We start from the raw sequence: 14,639 nt of genomic DNA, 5'->3' as shown, positions 1-14,639 counted from the left end.
ATGAACCTCTCGATCGTCTCCAACGTCCTGCTGATCCTCGTCGCGGTCGGCGTGATCGCCGTCCGGCAGATGACCTGGCGTCCGGTGCTCGGCACCCGCGACTGGAGTTTCCCCGCAGTGGCGGCGATCCTCGGCGTGGCCCTGCTGCTGCAGTCCCTGAACGGGCGCGGACTCGGGGTCATCGACGTCGTCGCGTTCGTCGTCGAGATCGTGATCGCCGTGGTCGTGGGCGCCGCGATGGGCGCGATCGCGCACATCCGCCGCATCGCCCGCCCGGACGGCGCCGTCCCGGTCACGGCGGGGATGCCCGTCAAGGCCGCTGCCAGGGCCGCCGCCGAGTTCGAGACCCGCACCTCGCCCTGGGGCCTTGCGCTGTGGGTCGTGCTTATCGGCGTGCGCGTGGGCCTGACCTTCGCGTTCGAGTCGTTCGGCAGCCACCTCGGGATCTCCGGCGGACTGATCCTGCTCGTGCTCGCCGCGAACCGCGCAGCCAGGACCCTCGTCCTGCACCACCGAGTCGAAGGGCTGCGCCGCGGCACCGCGCAGGACGCATCAGCGCGCATCATGGTCTCGTGACCCGCATCAATCCGCTCACCTGGTGGAGCGCCGGCATCAATCTCGCCGGCGCTCTCGCCGTCGCCTACGGACTGTGGCGGGCCGCCCCCGTGGTCTCGCCGTGGGTCACCGCCCTCGCCCTCGTCGGGCTCGCGGCCTGGGTGATCCGCACGCTGGTCGCTGCGACCCGGGGCGGAACGGATCCGGTTCCTCCAACAGGGGTGCAGGCGCCGGCCGCTCAGGCGAGGACGTCTCCGCCATCCGGCCGGGCGTCGCTGCTCGCGATCGGTCTGCTCGCCGTGATGACGATCGCGGGGAGCCTCACCGCGGTTCCGACGCGCGGGGTGGGTGTGGCGCTGCTCGTGGTGGCGGTGATGACCGTGACGAGCGACCCCCAGACGCCGCTGCCGGTCTTCGGCGGCGTCGCGGTCGTGGGGGCGCTCGGGATCGCGCTGGGCGCCGCGCTCGCGCAGGCCGGCGCGACGGGGACGGCCGGATCCGAGGTCGACGTCCTCGGGTTCGCCGGGATCGTCGCCGCCCTCGTGCTGTGCGTGATCGCGGGGCTCGGCCGGCGGGCGCAGCGCGTGCTCCTGATCGAGAGGGAACGCGCGAGCGCGGAGGCACTGCGGGCGCAGGCCACCGCCGCACGGGTGGCGCTCGCCCGTGACCTGCATGACGTGCTGGCGCACAGCCTGGGCGGCCTCGTGGTGCAGCTGGACGCGGCCGAGGCGCTGCTCGACGCGGGTGACGCCGGTCGCGCGGCGGAACGGGTGACAGCCGCGAGGCGGCTCGCCGTGAACGGGCTGGAAGAGGCGCGTGAGGCCGTGCGGGCACTGCGCGAGCCGGCCGAGCAACCGGGGTCCGACACGGCAGCACCGGTAGCGCCGGACGAACTCGAGGTCCGGATCCGCGCACTCGTCACCGGGGAGAAGAGCGCCCGCCTCGACGTCGTCGGCGTGCCGCGCTCGGTACCGGCCGCGCTCGCCGAGGCGCTGATCCGCGCGGTGCAGGAAGGGCTGAGCAACGCGCGCAAGCACGCGCCGGGCGCCGAGGTGCGGGTCGGGCTGATCTGGCATCCTGACCGGGTGGAGTGCACGATCGAGAACCCGGCCCCCGCGGCGCCCGCTCAGGACAGGGGGCTCGTCGCGACCGGTGGCGGCTATGGGCTGCGCGGGGTGCGGGAGCGCTTCGCCGCGCTCGGCGGGACCGCCCGTGCAGGTCTGGTGCCGGACCCTTCGACGGGCTCAGGGACCGGCGGTGGTGCGGGCGCACGGAGCGATCGTTTCGAGTTGCGGGTGGAGGCGCCGGCGTGACCGAGCGGATCCGCATCGTGCTCGCCGACGACCAGGCGATCATCCGCGACGGGCTGGAGACAGTGCTGGGCCTCGTCGAGGACTTCGAGGTCGTCGGCGCCGCCGGCGACGGGGCCGAGGCCGTGGCGCTCATCGCCGCCACCCATCCCGATGTCGCCCTCATGGACTTGCGGATGCCGGTGCTGGACGGCGCCGCCGCGACTCGGCGGGTCACGGCGGAGACGCCGGGCACCGCCGTGCTGGTGCTCACCACCTTCGCCGACGACGCCGACATCGTCGCCGCGCTGCGCGCCGGAGCTCGCGGCTACCTCACCAAGGACGCGGGGCGGGCGGAGCTCGCCGCCGCGATCCGCGCGGTCGCCGCAGGACAGTCCACGTTCTCCGCCCCGGTGCGCGACGTGCTGCTGGGACGGATCGGCGCGCCGCACGCCGTCACCCCCGATGCCGCCGCGCCGGATGCGCACGGGCGCGTCGAGCCTTCCCTCGCGGACACGGATCCGGATCCGGATCCGGCCTCGGCGACGGCCCTCGCCACGCGTTTCCCCGCGCTCACAGCCCGGGAGCGGGAGGTCTACGCGCTCATCCTGCGGGGCCGGTCGAACGGCGAGATCGCCGAGGCGCTCTACGTCGGGGTGGCCACGGTGAAGACGCACGTCAACGCGCTGTTCGCGAAGCTGGGCGTGCGCGATCGCGCGCAGGCGATCGCGAAGGGACTCGGGAGCGTCTGAGGCACAGTGGGCGCGTATCCCGCACATCACGATCTTCGCCCGATGTCCGGGATCATCCTCAGGGATGACGTCGCCCTGAGAAGGGCCGCTTACAATCGTGAGGATGTCAGGGGGGCGAATGCGTCGGATCACAGGCCGTCGGATAGGGGCGCTGGTCGCCGGTGCCGTTGCGGCGGCACTCGCGTTGAGCAGCTGCTCGGGCACTGCCGCAGCGCCCTCGTACTCGCCGAAACCGCAGGTGCAGGGCGGGCTGCCGTCCGATACGCAGGACCAGATCAAGGCGGCCGTCCAGCGCGCGATGGCGGCGAGCGGCTCGAGCGGCGCGATCGTCGGCGTGTGGGCGCCCTGGGGCGGATCCTACGTCGAGGGTCTCGGCACCGTGTCCGTCGAGGACAAGACCCCGGTGAGCACCGACATGTCGTTCCGGATCGGCGATGTCACTCGCCTGATGACCTGCGACGTGCTGTACGCGCTGGCCGACCGCGACGCGGTCAAGCTCGACGCGTCGATCACCGAGTACGTCTCGGGTGTGCCGGATCTGCAGGACGTCACCCTGCTGGATCTGTGCAACGGCACCGGCGGGATCGGCTCCTCCCAGGCGACGGCGATGCCGATGTGGCTGAGCAACCCCGACCGGCAGTGGGAGCCGAAGGAGCTGGCGTCCTACGGGCTCGCCCAGAACCGGACGCCCCCGCACACCGGCTACCGCGACTCCGATGCGGGGTATCTGCTGCTCGGGCAGGCGCTGGAGCGCGCCACGGGCCAGACCGCGGCGCAGCTCATCCGCCAGTACGTGACGGCTCCGCTCGGGCTGGGCTCCACGTCGCTGCCCGGTCCCCAGGCCGCCGCGCCCACCCCGTCGCCTGCGTTGAAGGGCTCCTACCTGACCCAGGTCGACGGCGCCTATCAGTGCGCGAAGCCCACGGACATCACCGTGAGCTCGTCGAGCAACGGCTACACCGACTCGGGAGTGGTCTCCACGATCGCCGATCTCGGACGGTACGTGCAGGCCGAGGCGGCGCAGGCGCTGCGGGTGAAGAAGACCCCGAAGCGCTTCGGCACCCCGCTCCCCATCGCGGACGGAGCCCCGAGCTGGTATCAGACCACCGGCGGCGCGAAGCTGGTCGGATCGATGATCGGCCAGCACGGCGGGACGCCCGGCTACCTGACTGCGGCCTACTCCGACCCGGCGACCGGTTTCACGGTCGCCGTGGTGCTGAACGATTCCACGGTCGGCGACGCGTTCGCGGGTGACCTCGCGTTCGAGCTCGCGGCGATCGCCTCCAAGGCGCCCGCGGGCAAGGGCAGGACGGCGCCGGAATTCGCCCTGCCGTTCACCTCGGACGACTACGCTAAGGCGGTCGACGGCGCGGCCATCTGCCCGCTGCCGCAAGGCTGATGCAATACTCCCGTCGAGCGCGGGAGTATTGGTTCGGCTGGTCCGCTCATCTGCCGGAAGACAGCTGAGCGGACGGCTCGACGCCTCCCGCGTTCGACCGGCTTGCAGGTCGAGGCGCACGCACGACCCGAGGAGCAACCATGGCGATCGTCGACAACGGCATCTATGTGGACGGCGTCCGCACCGACACCCCGCACACGCTGGATGAGACATTCGAGCTCATGCACGGCCGCGGCGGCATGGGCTGGATCGGCCTGTACCGCCCCAGCGAGGAGGAGGTGCGCCAGGTCGCCGCGGAGTTCGGCCTGCACGAGCTCGCCGTGGAGGATGCGCTGACCGGGCATCAGCGCTCCAAGCTCGAGCGCTACGGGGAGACCCTGTTCATCGTGCTGCGCCCCGCTCGCTATCTGGACGCGAACGAGGAGGTCGAGTTCGGCGAGCTTCACGTGTTCGTCGGCCCGAACTTCGTCGTCACGATCCGGCACGCCGAGACGCCGAGCCTGAGCAGGGTGCGCGGCCGTATGGAGCACGACCCCGAGCTGCTCGCCCGCGGCCCCGAGGCCGTGCTCTACGCGGTCCTCGACGAGCTCGTCGACGAGTACTCGCCGGTGCTGGCGGGTCTGGAGAACGACATCGACGAGATCGAGGCGCAGCTGTTCCTCGAGGAGTCCGACGTCACCCAGCGCATCTACGAGCTGAGCAGCGAGGTCATCGACTTCCAGAAGGCCACGCAGCCGCTGCAGCCGATGCTGGAGAACCTGCTGCGCGGATCCGCGAAGTACGCCGTCGACCTGGAGCTGCAGCGCTACCTGCGCGACGTGCTCGACCACATCCTGACCCTGTCCGAGCGCGTCTCGACGTTCCGCGCCAATCTCGACAACGCGCTCACCGTGGAGGCGACGATCGTCGCCCGGCGCCAGAACGAGGAGATGCGCCGGATGACCGAGGAGAGCATGCGGCAGGGCGAGGAGGTCAAGAAGATCTCCAGCTGGGCCGCCATCTTCTTCGCGCCGACCATCGTGGCGGGCATCTACGGCATGAACTTCGAGGTGATGCCAGAACTGAAATGGGCCGCCGGCTATCCGATGGCGATCGCGCTCATGGTGGGCGGCGGATTCGCCCTGTACCTGGTCTTCAAGAAGCGCGGCTGGCTCTGACCGACCGGGGTCGTTGAGCGAGCGAAGCGAGACGAAACGCCGTCCTTCGCGAGAGCGCCGCGTTTGGTCTCGGTCGCGCTTCGCGCGTCCTCGCTCAACCACCAGTTGTCGTCAGCGCGATCACCGCGAGGGCGGTGACGGTGACCAGGATCCACAGGATCGCGCCGAGCGCGAGGGGCCGCCAGCCGGCACGGCGCAGCGCGGTCACGTCGGTGGACAGCCCGATGCCGGCCATCGCGGTGGCGATGAGGAACCCGCTGGTGTGCACCATCGCCTCTCGTGGGCCGGCGGGGATCACCCCGAGGGATCCGATCACCGCGACGACGAGGAACCCCACGAGGAACCACGGCACCAGCCCGATCACACCTCGCAGGGTCAGCCGCCGCCCCTCGGTCGCCCGGCGTGACTCGATGACGGACAGTCCGATCGAGATCGGGATGATCATCAGCGTGCGCACGAGCTTCACCACGACCGCATACCCGAGCGCGGCCGCTCCGAAGACGCTCGCCGCGGCGACCACCGAGCTGGTGTCGTTCACGGCGGTGCCGGCGAGCAGTCCGAAGGTGTGCGGATCCATGCTCAGGGCGTGACCGAGCAGGGGGAAGAGGACCACGGCGAGGATGTTGAAGACGAAGATCGTCGACACCGCGTACGAGACCTCTGCGCTGAGCGCGCCGATCACCGGCGACACCGCGGCGATCGCGGAGGCCCCGCAGACTCCGGTGCCGACGCCGATCAGGGTGCGCAGGCGCTGGGGCACGCGCAGCGCCCGGCCGATGACCCAGGTGCCGAGCAGGCACACGGCAAGAGTTGACAGCATGACCGGCAGCGTCTCCGCGCCCACGCGCAGGATCGCGTCGAGCGACAGCTGCGCGCCCAGCAGCACCACGGCCAACTGCAGCAGGAACCGCCCCGAGTACTCCACACCGGGTTGGAAACGCGCGCCGGGCCGACGGATCACCGCGATGACCACGCCGATCACGATCGCGGGCAGGGCGGATCCGAGCACCGGAATCGCCGCGCCGATCAGCGTGGCGACGACGGCGATCGGCACGGTGAGCGCCAAGCCCGGCAGCACGTCCGCCCCGCGCGCGACGAGGCGGGAGGGGAACGTGGGGGCAGGGCGGAACATCATGGATCCAGGCTCGTCCGTCGACGTCGACCGCGGTATCCGGCGGCGCTCGATAGGGGTACAGTCGTGGACTGTGGCAAGCCAGGTGACAGAGGGAGCGATGCCCGACCTCGGAGCGCTCGAGCTGCTGGTCGCCGTCGTGCGCACCGGCTCGATCTCCGGCGCGGCGCGGGAGACCGGCGTGACCCAGCAGTCGGCGTCGGCACGTCTGCGCGCGGTGGAGCGTCAACTCGGACTGTCGCTGTTCCACCGCGCCCCGTCGGGCACCCGCCCCACGCTCGAGGGCGAGGTCGTGGCGTCCTGGGCGGACGATGTGCTGGCGGCGGTCGGCCGGTTCCGCACCGCGACGCGCACCCTGCGTGGCGAGAGCACCGCACGGCTCACCGTCGCGGCGAGCCAGACCGTGTCGGCGCAGCTGCTGCCACCGTGGCTCGTCGCACTGCGCGGGCGCCAGGTCGAGGCCGGGCGCACGCCGACCGCCGTGCAGCTGCTCTCGGGCAACAGCACGGACGCCGCTGCGCTGGTGCGGGACGGGCATGCGGATCTCGCGTTCATCGAGTCGACCGAGGTGCCGGTCGAGCTCGGCGCGACCATGGTGGACCAGGACGAGCTCGTGCTGGTCGTGGCGCCCGAGCACCCCTGGAACGCGCGCGGCCCCGTCGAGTTCGACACGGTGGCCGACGAGGCGCTCGTGGCCCGCGAGCAGGGCAGCGGCACCCGGCGCGCCTGGGAGGACGAGGTGCGCCGCCGGCTCGGCCGGGACGCCGCGGAGCCGGCAGTGGTGCTGCCGACCTCGGCCGCCGTGCGCTCCGCGGTCGCGGGCGGACTGGGGGCCGCGGTGATGAGCCGGCGGGAGGCCGCCGACGACATCCGGCTGGGCCGACTGCGCGCGGTGCGCACCGCCGGCGAACCCGTCATCCGCCCGATCACGGCGCTCTGGCGCGGGGGAGCGCGCGACCTCTCCCCGGCCGCCCGGGAGCTGATCGAGGTGGCCGTGGCGACCGCGAAGGAACGGGCGGCGAAGCAGGGACGCTCGGCGCGATAGTCTCACCTCGTCGCGATACTGCGGCCGTCGCGCCGCCGTCGCCATCGTCGGAAGGAACCGGATGCCCTCGCTCGTGCTCTTCGGCCTCGCCGCGGTGCTGCTGTGGTCGCTGGTGTCGCGCCGCTTCGAGCGCTGGGGCGTCGCGGGCCCGGCGATGCTGCTGGTGCTGGGCGCCGCGACCACGGTGTGGGACCTGCCGACCTATGCGACCGCCTTGGATTCTCCGGTCACCGAGAAGATCGTCGAGGTCATCCTCTCCCTCCTGTTGTTCGCCGACGCCACCGAGGTGCGCGGCGGCATCTTCGGGGGCGAGGGCAGGGTCACGGCGCGGCTCGTGCTCATCGCGCTGCCGCTGTCGCTCATCCTCACGGCAATCGCGAGCGTGCTGCTCATCCCCGAGTCGTTCGTGGTGATCGGGGTGATCGCGTGCGTGGTCATGCCGACCGATTTCGCTCCAGCCGCCCGGTTGCTGCGCACCAAGCGCCTGCCGGAGCGGATCCGCGCGATCCTCAACGTGGAGAGCGGCTACAACGACGGCCTCGTCTCGCCGATCTTCGGGATGGCGCTGCCGATCGCCGTCGTGCTCGCCCCCGTGGTCCGGCAGGCGATCGCCACCGGATCCGACACGGTCAACGTCACGGATGAGGATCTCGGGCACAACGTCGACAAGATGACGGAGGCATTCCTGAATGCGGTGCCCGCCACGCTCTGGGCCGTCGTGATCGGCGTGGTGCTCGGCGGTCTCGTCGGCCTCGTGCTGCGGATCGCGCGCGACCGGAACATCGCGAGCGAGGGCGGTGCGCGCTACGCCATGCTGCTGCTTCCGCTCATCGCGTACGGCATCGCGACGATCCCGGCCCTCGAGGCGAACGGCTTCGTCGCCGCCTTCGTCGCCGGTCTGATGTACCGCGTGGCCCGCACCCGCGGCATGGAGCTGCGGGTGATCCCTCATGCCGAGCTGCTGCTGGTCGAGGAGGTCGGCACGCTCACCGCCAACTTCGTCTGGTTCATGCTCGGCGGTGCGGCGCTGCTCGCCTTCACCGACTCCTTCGACTGGCGGGTTCTCGTGCTGGCGCTGCTCGCGCTCACCCTGCTGCGGCTCGGCCCGGTGTACCTCTCGCTGATGGGCAGCTCCGTGGGGCGCGGAGACCGGGTGCGGATCGGCCTGCTCGGGCCGCGCGGCACGGCGACGATCGTGTTCGGCCTGCTCGCGTACAACGCGCTGCCCGATGAGGACGGCAACATCGTGCTCCTGGTCATGGTCGTCACCGTCGTCGGCAGCATCCTGCTGCACGGCATCGCGGCGCCGCTCGTGCTGCGTCGGCTCTCGCCGGGCAACACGGCCGCGCGGGCCGAGGGCTCGGCGACGCCGCACTGATCGGCGCCGCCCTGTCGTGACCGAGCGGCGGTCTCGCCCGGCTCGGCAGCCGGCGGACCGCCGGTCATGCGCTGCGCACGGGGCGGGGGTCAGGGAGCCGAAAGGCCCAGATGTTTGTAGAGCAGTTCCATGGCGAACGGGATCCCGGTGTTCAGGGCGCCTGCGACGTGATCGGCTCCCGGTGCTTCATGGAACGTGGTGGTGAAGCCGGCGTCCTCGGCGCGCTTGGCGTCGCGCTTCGTCCCCGGGATGTATCCCGGATCCGCACCGCCGACGGTGAACACGGCGAGGTGGCCGGCGAACTTCCCGGGGTTCTCCGCGATCCCCGCCTCGGCCTTGAGCGCGTCGAACTTCGCCGCGTCGCCGCCGAAGAGCGTCTTGATCGCCTCGTCGCGCCACTCCACGCCCGGGTACTCGTCCGGTGAGATCGCCACGATGTTCCCCCAGATGTCCGGGTGGTGGGTCGCCCATGTGAACGCGCAGGCGCCGCCGTTCGAGTAGCCCATGATCGTCCAGTAGCTGTGGTCGAGCAGCACGTTGAGGTTCTTCGTCGCGTAGGCCGGGATGTCGGTGTTGAAGTAGGCGGGCACGTCGCCGTACTTGGCGGTGTTCGCGCAGACCGGATCCGACTTGGTGACGCCGAGCTGATCCGCGACGATCACGATGGGCGCGAGGCCCTTGTTCTTGGCGGCGAGGTCATCGAGCGCCTTTGCGATGAACGTCGCGTCCGGATCGCCGGGATAGCCCATCATCATCACGATCAGGGGGAGCCGCGGGGGATTCGCGGTGCGCGCCGCGGGCGGTAGGTAGAGGACCGCATCGCGGGGCCGGAAGCCGCCGGTGGCGGGGATCGCGTGCGAGCCGCTGAGCACGGCCGTCTCGCCGGTCTTCGGCATGTCCGCCGGCGGGTACCAGGACTCGTAGAGCGGGCCGCTCGTGGTCTCGGTCGGGACCGGCTTGGGCAGCACGTCGATCTTGTCGTCGGTCGCGATGCCGAGCATCGAGCCGACCGTGGTGTTGACGCCGAACGCCGCATTGACGCCGAGCGTCGTAGAGAGCAGGGAGAGGACCACCACCAGCATCGCGACGACTTTCCGCCAGACCCGGCGCTCCCACAACGACACGATGCCCAGGAGGATCGCCGCGAACCCTGCCGGCACCCAGAACCAGCACGCGTAGGGCAAGGCCGGCCCGAAGGCGTGCGACGTGTTCACGAACGCCACGAGTGCAGCGCCTCCGCCGATCCCGACGGCGAGGGCGATCACGATCCGCCACAACCACGCCGGGCTGGGCCGGCGGATCAGGACGACGATCACGGCCACGATCGTCAGCCCCCAGATCGTGAGCGGGAGCGGGCCGTCGATGACGTTGAGCTTGAAGAACCAGGTCATCGATGGCTCCTGTTCGGTGGTCAGTCGTATCGCGCGCGGCACGAGTGACTCTAGTCCGGTGCCGATCACAACCGGTCAGACCGGAAGCCGGGGCAGCTGCCAGTCGAAGACCACGGCCAGCATGCCCAGCAGGAACGCCACCGCGAATCCGGCGAGCAGCGCGAGTCCGCGTGCCCGGGTCCAGCGCAGCAGGATCCCCGTCACCAGCGCCCCGGCCAGTGCGGCCGTGCCGTAGACGCTCTGCGAGAGCACGAACGGCACGCGGTTCAGGAGCACGTCCCGCACGAGGCCGCCGCCCGTCGCCGTCATCGTGCCGAGCGCGGCGACCACCTACAGATTGGCGCCGCGGGAGGCGGCCTTCTCCGCACCGCCGACGGCGAACAGGGCCAGGCCCACCGCGTCCGCAGCGGCGAGCGCGAGGGCGGGGATCTCGTCGACCGCGGCGAGAACCCCGAACGTGGCGAGCGAGGCGCCGAGCGCGGCGATGATCCGGATCCGCGAGGAGAACGCCGCCGGAGGAAGGTCGCCGAGCAGCACATCGCGAAGGATACCGCCGGCGAGCGCGACGATGAAGCCCACCACCAGAACACCCAGCAGATCCAGGCCGGCATGCGCGGCAGCCGCCGCACCCTCGACCGCGAACAGACCGGTCGCCACGATGTCGAGGGTGTCGAACAGGCGGGCGCTGATCGCGGGGCGCGGCGTCGCGAGGAGCCTGGATGCAGTGGCCTTCACGAGGACAGCTAAGCGTCTCGCGCGACCGCCCGCAGGCATCGCCCCGGCGTGGCGGATCCGGCTCCGCGTTCCCGGCGGCCGATCAGCCGCGCGTGTAGACGCCGCGCACGAGGGGAGACGGATCCGCGTCCGCCGGCACGGCCGTGTCCAGTTCGAGCATCAGGCGGTCGCGCTCCGGCCGCAGCCGCATCACGGTGCGGCCGCGGTCGGATCGACGGTCGAGCACCAGGGTTTCGCCGTCCCAGACCGCGGTGCCGGGCGTCGCCGGAGTGAAGCCGTACGTGTCGAACCACCAGAAGCCGGCGCCGGCGACGACGGCGTGCGCCACGAGGGGTGCGCCGGCTGCGCCGTCCCTCGATTCCACGTAGTCGAGGAGGATCCCGTCGGGGCCTGGCTCGATGCTGAGGGCACCGCGGGCGGATCCCGCTTCCGTCCATGCGGTCGGGTACAGCTCCTCCGTCCCCGTCCAGTCGCCGAGCAGTGCCTTCAGCCGAGGATCCGGTGCCATGAGGACGAGCCTACGCGGGGAGCGCGCGGCGTTGTCGGACTGGAAAGATCCGCGATTCTTTGCGCGTAAGATCGCGAAAAGCCGAGGGATCCCCGCCGTCCGGCTCAGTACTCTGAGCAGGTTGTCCGGGCGAGGTCGCCTGGAGCCCCGTCATCGCTGACGGGCACAGAGGAGGTAGCTATGGCAGTCATCGGCATCGTGCGCGAGCCTGCGGGCGAGGCGCGCGTGGCCGCGACCCCGGCGACGATCGCGCAGCTTCGCAAGCTCGGTCACGACGTGGTCGTGGAGCGCGGAGCGGGATCGGATGCGTCGTACCCCGACGAGGCCTACGCGGCCGCGGGGGCGACGCTGGTCGAACGTTCGCAGGCGTGGGGCAGTGAGATCGTGCTGGCGATCACGCCGCCGGATCCGGAGCGGATCGCTCTGCTCGCCGACGGGGCGACGTTCATCGCGCTGCTGTCACCGGCGCTGCGCCCCGACCTCGTCGAGTCCCTCGCTCAGCGCGGCATCACCGCCCTGGCGCTCGACGCCGTGCCGCGCATCTCGCGGGCGCAGTCGATGGACGTGCTGAGCTCGATGGCGAACATCGCGGGCTACCGGGCCGTGGTCGAGGCTGCGCACGAGTTCGGCCGGTTCTTCACGGGCCAGGTGACCGCCGCCGGAAAGGTGCCGCCGGCGAAGGTGCTCGTGGCGGGCGCGGGCGTCGCCGGCCTCGCCGCGATCGGTGCGGCCTCGAGCCTCGGCGCGATCGTGCGCGCCACGGATCCGCGCCCCGAGGTGGCCGACCAGGTCACCTCGATCGGCGGCGAGTACCTGCCCGTCGACGTGGCTGTGGAGAAGTCCTCCGACGGCTACGCCAAGGCCACGAGCGAGGCGTACGACCGCCGCGCCGCCGAGATCTACACCGAGCAGGCCGCCGACGTCGACATCATCATCACCACGGCGCTCATCCCGGGGCGTGCCGCGCCCCGGCTCATCACGGCGTCCGATGTCGCCGCGATGAAGCCCGGCAGCGTGATCGTCGACATGGCGGCGGGCCAGGGCGGGAACGTGGAGGGATCCGTCGCGGGCGAGCGCATCGTCACCGAGAACGGCGTGATCATCCTCGGCTACACCGACCTCGCCTCACGCCTGGCCGCCCAGGCCTCGCAGCTGTACGGCACGAACGTGGCGAACCTCGTCGCCCTGCTCACCCCGGGCAAGGACGGCGTGCTCACGATCGACTTCGACGACGTCGTGCAGCGCTCGGTCACGGTCGTGCGCGACGGTGCCGTCACCTGGCCGCCACCGCCCGTGCAGGTCGCGGCGGCTCCGGCGAAGGCGCCGGTCGCCCTTCGACAGGCTCAGGGACCGGATGGGGCGGCACCGGCGAAGAAGGGCATGTCGGCCGGCCGCAAGGCGCTGCTGATCGTGCTCGGCATCGCCGCGCTGTTCGCGGTGAACGCCTTCGCGCCCGCGCCGCTGCCTCAGCACTTCACGGTGCTGACGCTATCCGTCGTGATCGGCTTCTACGTGATCGGCAAGGTGCACCACGCGCTGCACACCCCGCTCATGTCGGTGACCAACGCCATCTCGGGCGTCATCGTGGTCGGCGCGATGCTGCAGATCACGGATCCGAATCCGGTCGTCCAGGTGATCGCCGCAATCGCCGTGCTGCTCGCATCCATCAACATCTTCGGAGGGTTCGCGGTCACCCGTCGCATGCTCGCCATGTTCACGAAGGGCGGCCAGAAGTGACCGTCGGGGCTCTCTCCACTGCCGCGTACATCGTCGCGGCCCTGCTGTTCATCCTCAGCCTCGCCGGGCTCAGCAAGCACGAGACCGCACGCTCCGGCGTGATCTTCGGCATCTCCGGCATGGCCATCGCGCTCGTCGCGACCGTGGCGCTGACCGTGGCGCAGGCCTGGTCCGGCGGCGCCGTGATCGGGCTGGTCTTCCTGCTCGTCGCCCTGATCGTGGGAGCGGGGATCGGCCTGTGGCGCGCCAGGGTCGTCGAGATGACGGGCATGCCCGAGCTCATCGCGCTGCTGCACAGCTTCGTCGGCCTCGCCGCCGTGCTGGTCGGCTGGAACGGCCACCTCGCCCACGCGAAGATCGCCCCTGCCCTGGTCGGAATCCACAACGCCGAGGTCTTCATCGGCATCTTCATCGGCGGTGTGACCTTCACCGGATCCATCGTTGCCTACCTCAAGCTGTCGGCGCGGATCTCCTCGAAGCCGCTCATGCTGCCCGGCAAGAACGTGCTGAACATCCTGGCGCTCGTGGCATTCCTGGTTCTCACGGTGTGGTTCGTGATCGACCAGCAGCTGTGGCTGCTCATCGCGGTCACCCTGCTCGCATTCGCGCTGGGCTGGCACCTCGTCGCCTCGATCGGCGGTGGCGACATGCCGGTCGTCGTCTCGATGCTGAACAGCTACTCCGGCTGGGCGGCAGCCGCCGCGGGCTTCCTGCTCAACAACGACCTGCTCATCGTCACCGGTGCGCTGGTCGGATCCAGTGGTGCCTACCTCTCCTACATCATGTGCAAGGCCATGAACCGGTCGTTCCTGTCCGTCATCGCCGGCGGCTTCGGGATCGTGGCGTCCGCGTCGGGCGACGAGGAGCACGGCGAGCATCGGGAGATCACCGCGGAGGGCGCAGCCGACATGCTCACCTCCGCGAAGAGCGTGGTGATCACCCCGGGCTACGGGATGGCGGTCGCGAAGGCCCAGTATCCCGTCGCCGACCTCGTCTCCAAGCTGCGCGAACGCGGCATCGACGTGCGCTTCGGCATCCACCCCGTCGCGGGGCGCCTGCCGGGCCACATGAACGTGCTGCTCGCTGAGGCGAAGGTGCCGTACGACATCGTCCTCAGCATGGAGGAGATCAACGACGACCTCGCGTCGACTTCCGTCGTGCTGGTGATCGGCGCGAATGACACCGTCAACCCCGCCGCAGCGGAGGATCCGGGCAGCCCGATCGCCGGCATGCCGGTGCTGCGGGTGTGGGAGGCCGAGAACGTGATCGTGTTCAAGCGCTCGATGGCCGCCGGTTACGCGGGCGTGCAGAACCCGCTGTTCTTCCGGGAGAACGCGCAGATGCTGTTCGGCGACGCCAAGCAGCGCGTGGAGGACATCATCGCGGCGCTCTGATCCACGCCGCCCAGTGCGCCGAAGATCGGCTCCCTGACGGGGGCCGACCTTCGGCACGAGAGGGCCTGCGGGCCGGCCTTTCCTGAGCGCGCGCGCGTCTTCGCGGGCCGCTTTCCTGGGAGAACCCGATGGATCCGGTGAACGGATCGGGAATGATGCCTTCGACC

14 protein-coding genes are annotated in these 14,639 nt (G+C 71.0%); 9 read left to right on the top strand and 5 right to left on the bottom strand.

Annotated elements, in window-relative coordinates:
- From AC1DCT_RS10205 to AC1DCT_RS10185, 5 genes are all read left to right on the top strand, one after another.
- Positions 1-576 carry a hypothetical protein gene (locus tag AC1DCT_RS10205; RefSeq protein ID WP_477428972.1) on the top strand — a complete coding sequence of 192 codons (576 nt, stop codon included), beginning with the start codon at positions 1-3 and terminating at the stop codon, positions 574-576.
- Positions 573-1,868: a sensor histidine kinase gene (locus tag AC1DCT_RS10200; protein WP_477428970.1), complete on the top strand. Its 1,296-nt coding sequence runs from the start codon at positions 573-575 to the stop codon at positions 1,866-1,868. Before AC1DCT_RS10205 ends, AC1DCT_RS10200 begins: the two co-directional genes overlap by 4 nt.
- The gene (locus tag AC1DCT_RS10195; protein ID WP_477428968.1) at positions 1,865-2,596 is read left to right on the top strand and encodes a response regulator; all 732 of its coding nucleotides are present in this window, start codon (positions 1,865-1,867) and stop codon (positions 2,594-2,596) included. The genes AC1DCT_RS10200 and AC1DCT_RS10195 overlap by 4 nt, the downstream gene beginning before the upstream one ends.
- 118 nt (positions 2,597-2,714) lie before the next feature.
- Positions 2,715-3,995 (top strand): serine hydrolase domain-containing protein, encoded by a 1,281-nt coding sequence (locus AC1DCT_RS10190; protein ID WP_441978220.1) that lies wholly within the window; start codon positions 2,715-2,717, stop codon positions 3,993-3,995.
- A 140-nt stretch (positions 3,996-4,135) separates the two neighbouring features.
- Positions 4,136-5,152, top strand: a complete 1,017-nt coding sequence (locus AC1DCT_RS10185; RefSeq protein WP_477428967.1) for a magnesium and cobalt transport protein CorA — start codon at positions 4,136-4,138, stop codon at positions 5,150-5,152.
- A gap of 94 nt (positions 5,153-5,246) precedes the next feature.
- Here the strand turns inward: AC1DCT_RS10185 and AC1DCT_RS10180 are convergent, their stop codons facing one another.
- On the bottom strand, positions 5,247-6,287 hold the full coding sequence (locus tag AC1DCT_RS10180) for a YeiH family protein (protein WP_477428965.1): 1,041 nt from the start codon (positions 6,285-6,287) through the stop codon (positions 5,247-5,249).
- A 97-nt stretch (positions 6,288-6,384) separates the two neighbouring features.
- On the opposite strand from AC1DCT_RS10180, the gene AC1DCT_RS10175 reads away from it, so the two are divergent.
- Positions 6,385-7,329, top strand: coding sequence for a LysR family transcriptional regulator (locus tag AC1DCT_RS10175; protein ID WP_477428963.1), 945 nt, complete (start codon positions 6,385-6,387; stop codon positions 7,327-7,329).
- 61 nt (positions 7,330-7,390) lie between these two features.
- Positions 7,391-8,707: a cation:proton antiporter gene (locus tag AC1DCT_RS10170; protein WP_441978223.1), complete on the top strand. Its 1,317-nt coding sequence runs from the start codon at positions 7,391-7,393 to the stop codon at positions 8,705-8,707.
- Positions 8,708-8,796: 89 nt separating this feature from the next.
- Here AC1DCT_RS10170 and AC1DCT_RS10165 read toward each other — a convergent pair whose 3' ends face one another.
- The 4 genes from AC1DCT_RS10165 to AC1DCT_RS10150 all read right to left on the bottom strand — a co-directional run bounded on the left by AC1DCT_RS10165 (position 8,797) and on the right by AC1DCT_RS10150 (position 11,341).
- Positions 8,797-10,098 carry an alpha/beta hydrolase gene (locus AC1DCT_RS10165; protein WP_477428961.1) on the bottom strand — a complete coding sequence of 434 codons (1,302 nt, stop codon included), beginning with the start codon at positions 10,096-10,098 and terminating at the stop codon, positions 8,797-8,799.
- A gap of 75 nt (positions 10,099-10,173) precedes the next feature.
- Positions 10,174-10,428, bottom strand: coding sequence for a trimeric intracellular cation channel family protein (locus tag AC1DCT_RS10160; protein WP_477428959.1), 255 nt, complete (start codon positions 10,426-10,428; stop codon positions 10,174-10,176).
- Positions 10,429-10,833, bottom strand: coding sequence for a trimeric intracellular cation channel family protein (locus AC1DCT_RS10155; protein WP_477428957.1), 405 nt, complete (start codon positions 10,831-10,833; stop codon positions 10,429-10,431).
- 82 nt (positions 10,834-10,915) lie between these two features.
- Positions 10,916-11,341 (bottom strand): hypothetical protein, encoded by a 426-nt coding sequence (locus AC1DCT_RS10150; protein ID WP_477428955.1) that lies wholly within the window; start codon positions 11,339-11,341, stop codon positions 10,916-10,918.
- Positions 11,342-11,521: 180 nt separating this feature from the next.
- Here AC1DCT_RS10150 and AC1DCT_RS10145 point away from each other — a divergent pair, with 180 nt between their 5' ends.
- A complete protein-coding gene (locus tag AC1DCT_RS10145) occupies positions 11,522-13,078 on the top strand; it encodes a Re/Si-specific NAD(P)(+) transhydrogenase subunit alpha (protein WP_477230110.1) in 1,557 nt (518 codons plus the stop codon).
- Positions 13,075-14,472, top strand: a complete 1,398-nt coding sequence (gene pntB / locus AC1DCT_RS10140; protein WP_477428953.1) for a Re/Si-specific NAD(P)(+) transhydrogenase subunit beta — start codon at positions 13,075-13,077, stop codon at positions 14,470-14,472. Before AC1DCT_RS10145 ends, pntB begins: the two co-directional genes overlap by 4 nt.
- Positions 14,473-14,639 lie beyond the last annotated feature (167 nt).

It is taken from the genome of Microbacterium sp. 10L49, assembly GCF_056395125.1.
Note: the sequence above shows the minus strand (reverse complement) of the source record. Positions and strands in the feature narration are given on the sequence as shown.

What these genes read in the sequence shown, in the direction of transcription:
- AC1DCT_RS10190 (WP_441978220.1), top strand. Translation starts at nt 2,715, where the DNA reads ATGCGTCGGATCACAGGCCGTCGGATAGGGGCGCTGGTCGCCGGTGCC.
- AC1DCT_RS10185 (WP_477428967.1), top strand. Translation starts at nt 4,136, where the DNA reads ATGGCGATCGTCGACAACGGCATCTATGTGGACGGCGTCCGCACCGAC.
- AC1DCT_RS10170 (WP_441978223.1), top strand. Translation starts at nt 7,391, where the DNA reads ATGCCCTCGCTCGTGCTCTTCGGCCTCGCCGCGGTGCTGCTGTGGTCG.
- AC1DCT_RS10150 (WP_477428955.1), bottom strand. Translation starts at nt 11,341, where the DNA reads ATGGCACCGGATCCTCGGCTGAAGGCACTGCTCGGCGACTGGACGGGG.
- AC1DCT_RS10175 (WP_477428963.1), top strand. Translation starts at nt 6,385, where the DNA reads ATGCCCGACCTCGGAGCGCTCGAGCTGCTGGTCGCCGTCGTGCGCACC.
- AC1DCT_RS10180 (WP_477428965.1), bottom strand. Translation starts at nt 6,287, where the DNA reads ATGATGTTCCGCCCTGCCCCCACGTTCCCCTCCCGCCTCGTCGCGCGC.
- AC1DCT_RS10205 (WP_477428972.1), top strand. Translation starts at nt 1, where the DNA reads ATGAACCTCTCGATCGTCTCCAACGTCCTGCTGATCCTCGTCGCGGTC.
- AC1DCT_RS10165 (WP_477428961.1), bottom strand. Translation starts at nt 10,098, where the DNA reads ATGACCTGGTTCTTCAAGCTCAACGTCATCGACGGCCCGCTCCCGCTC.
- AC1DCT_RS10145 (WP_477230110.1), top strand. Translation starts at nt 11,522, where the DNA reads ATGGCAGTCATCGGCATCGTGCGCGAGCCTGCGGGCGAGGCGCGCGTG.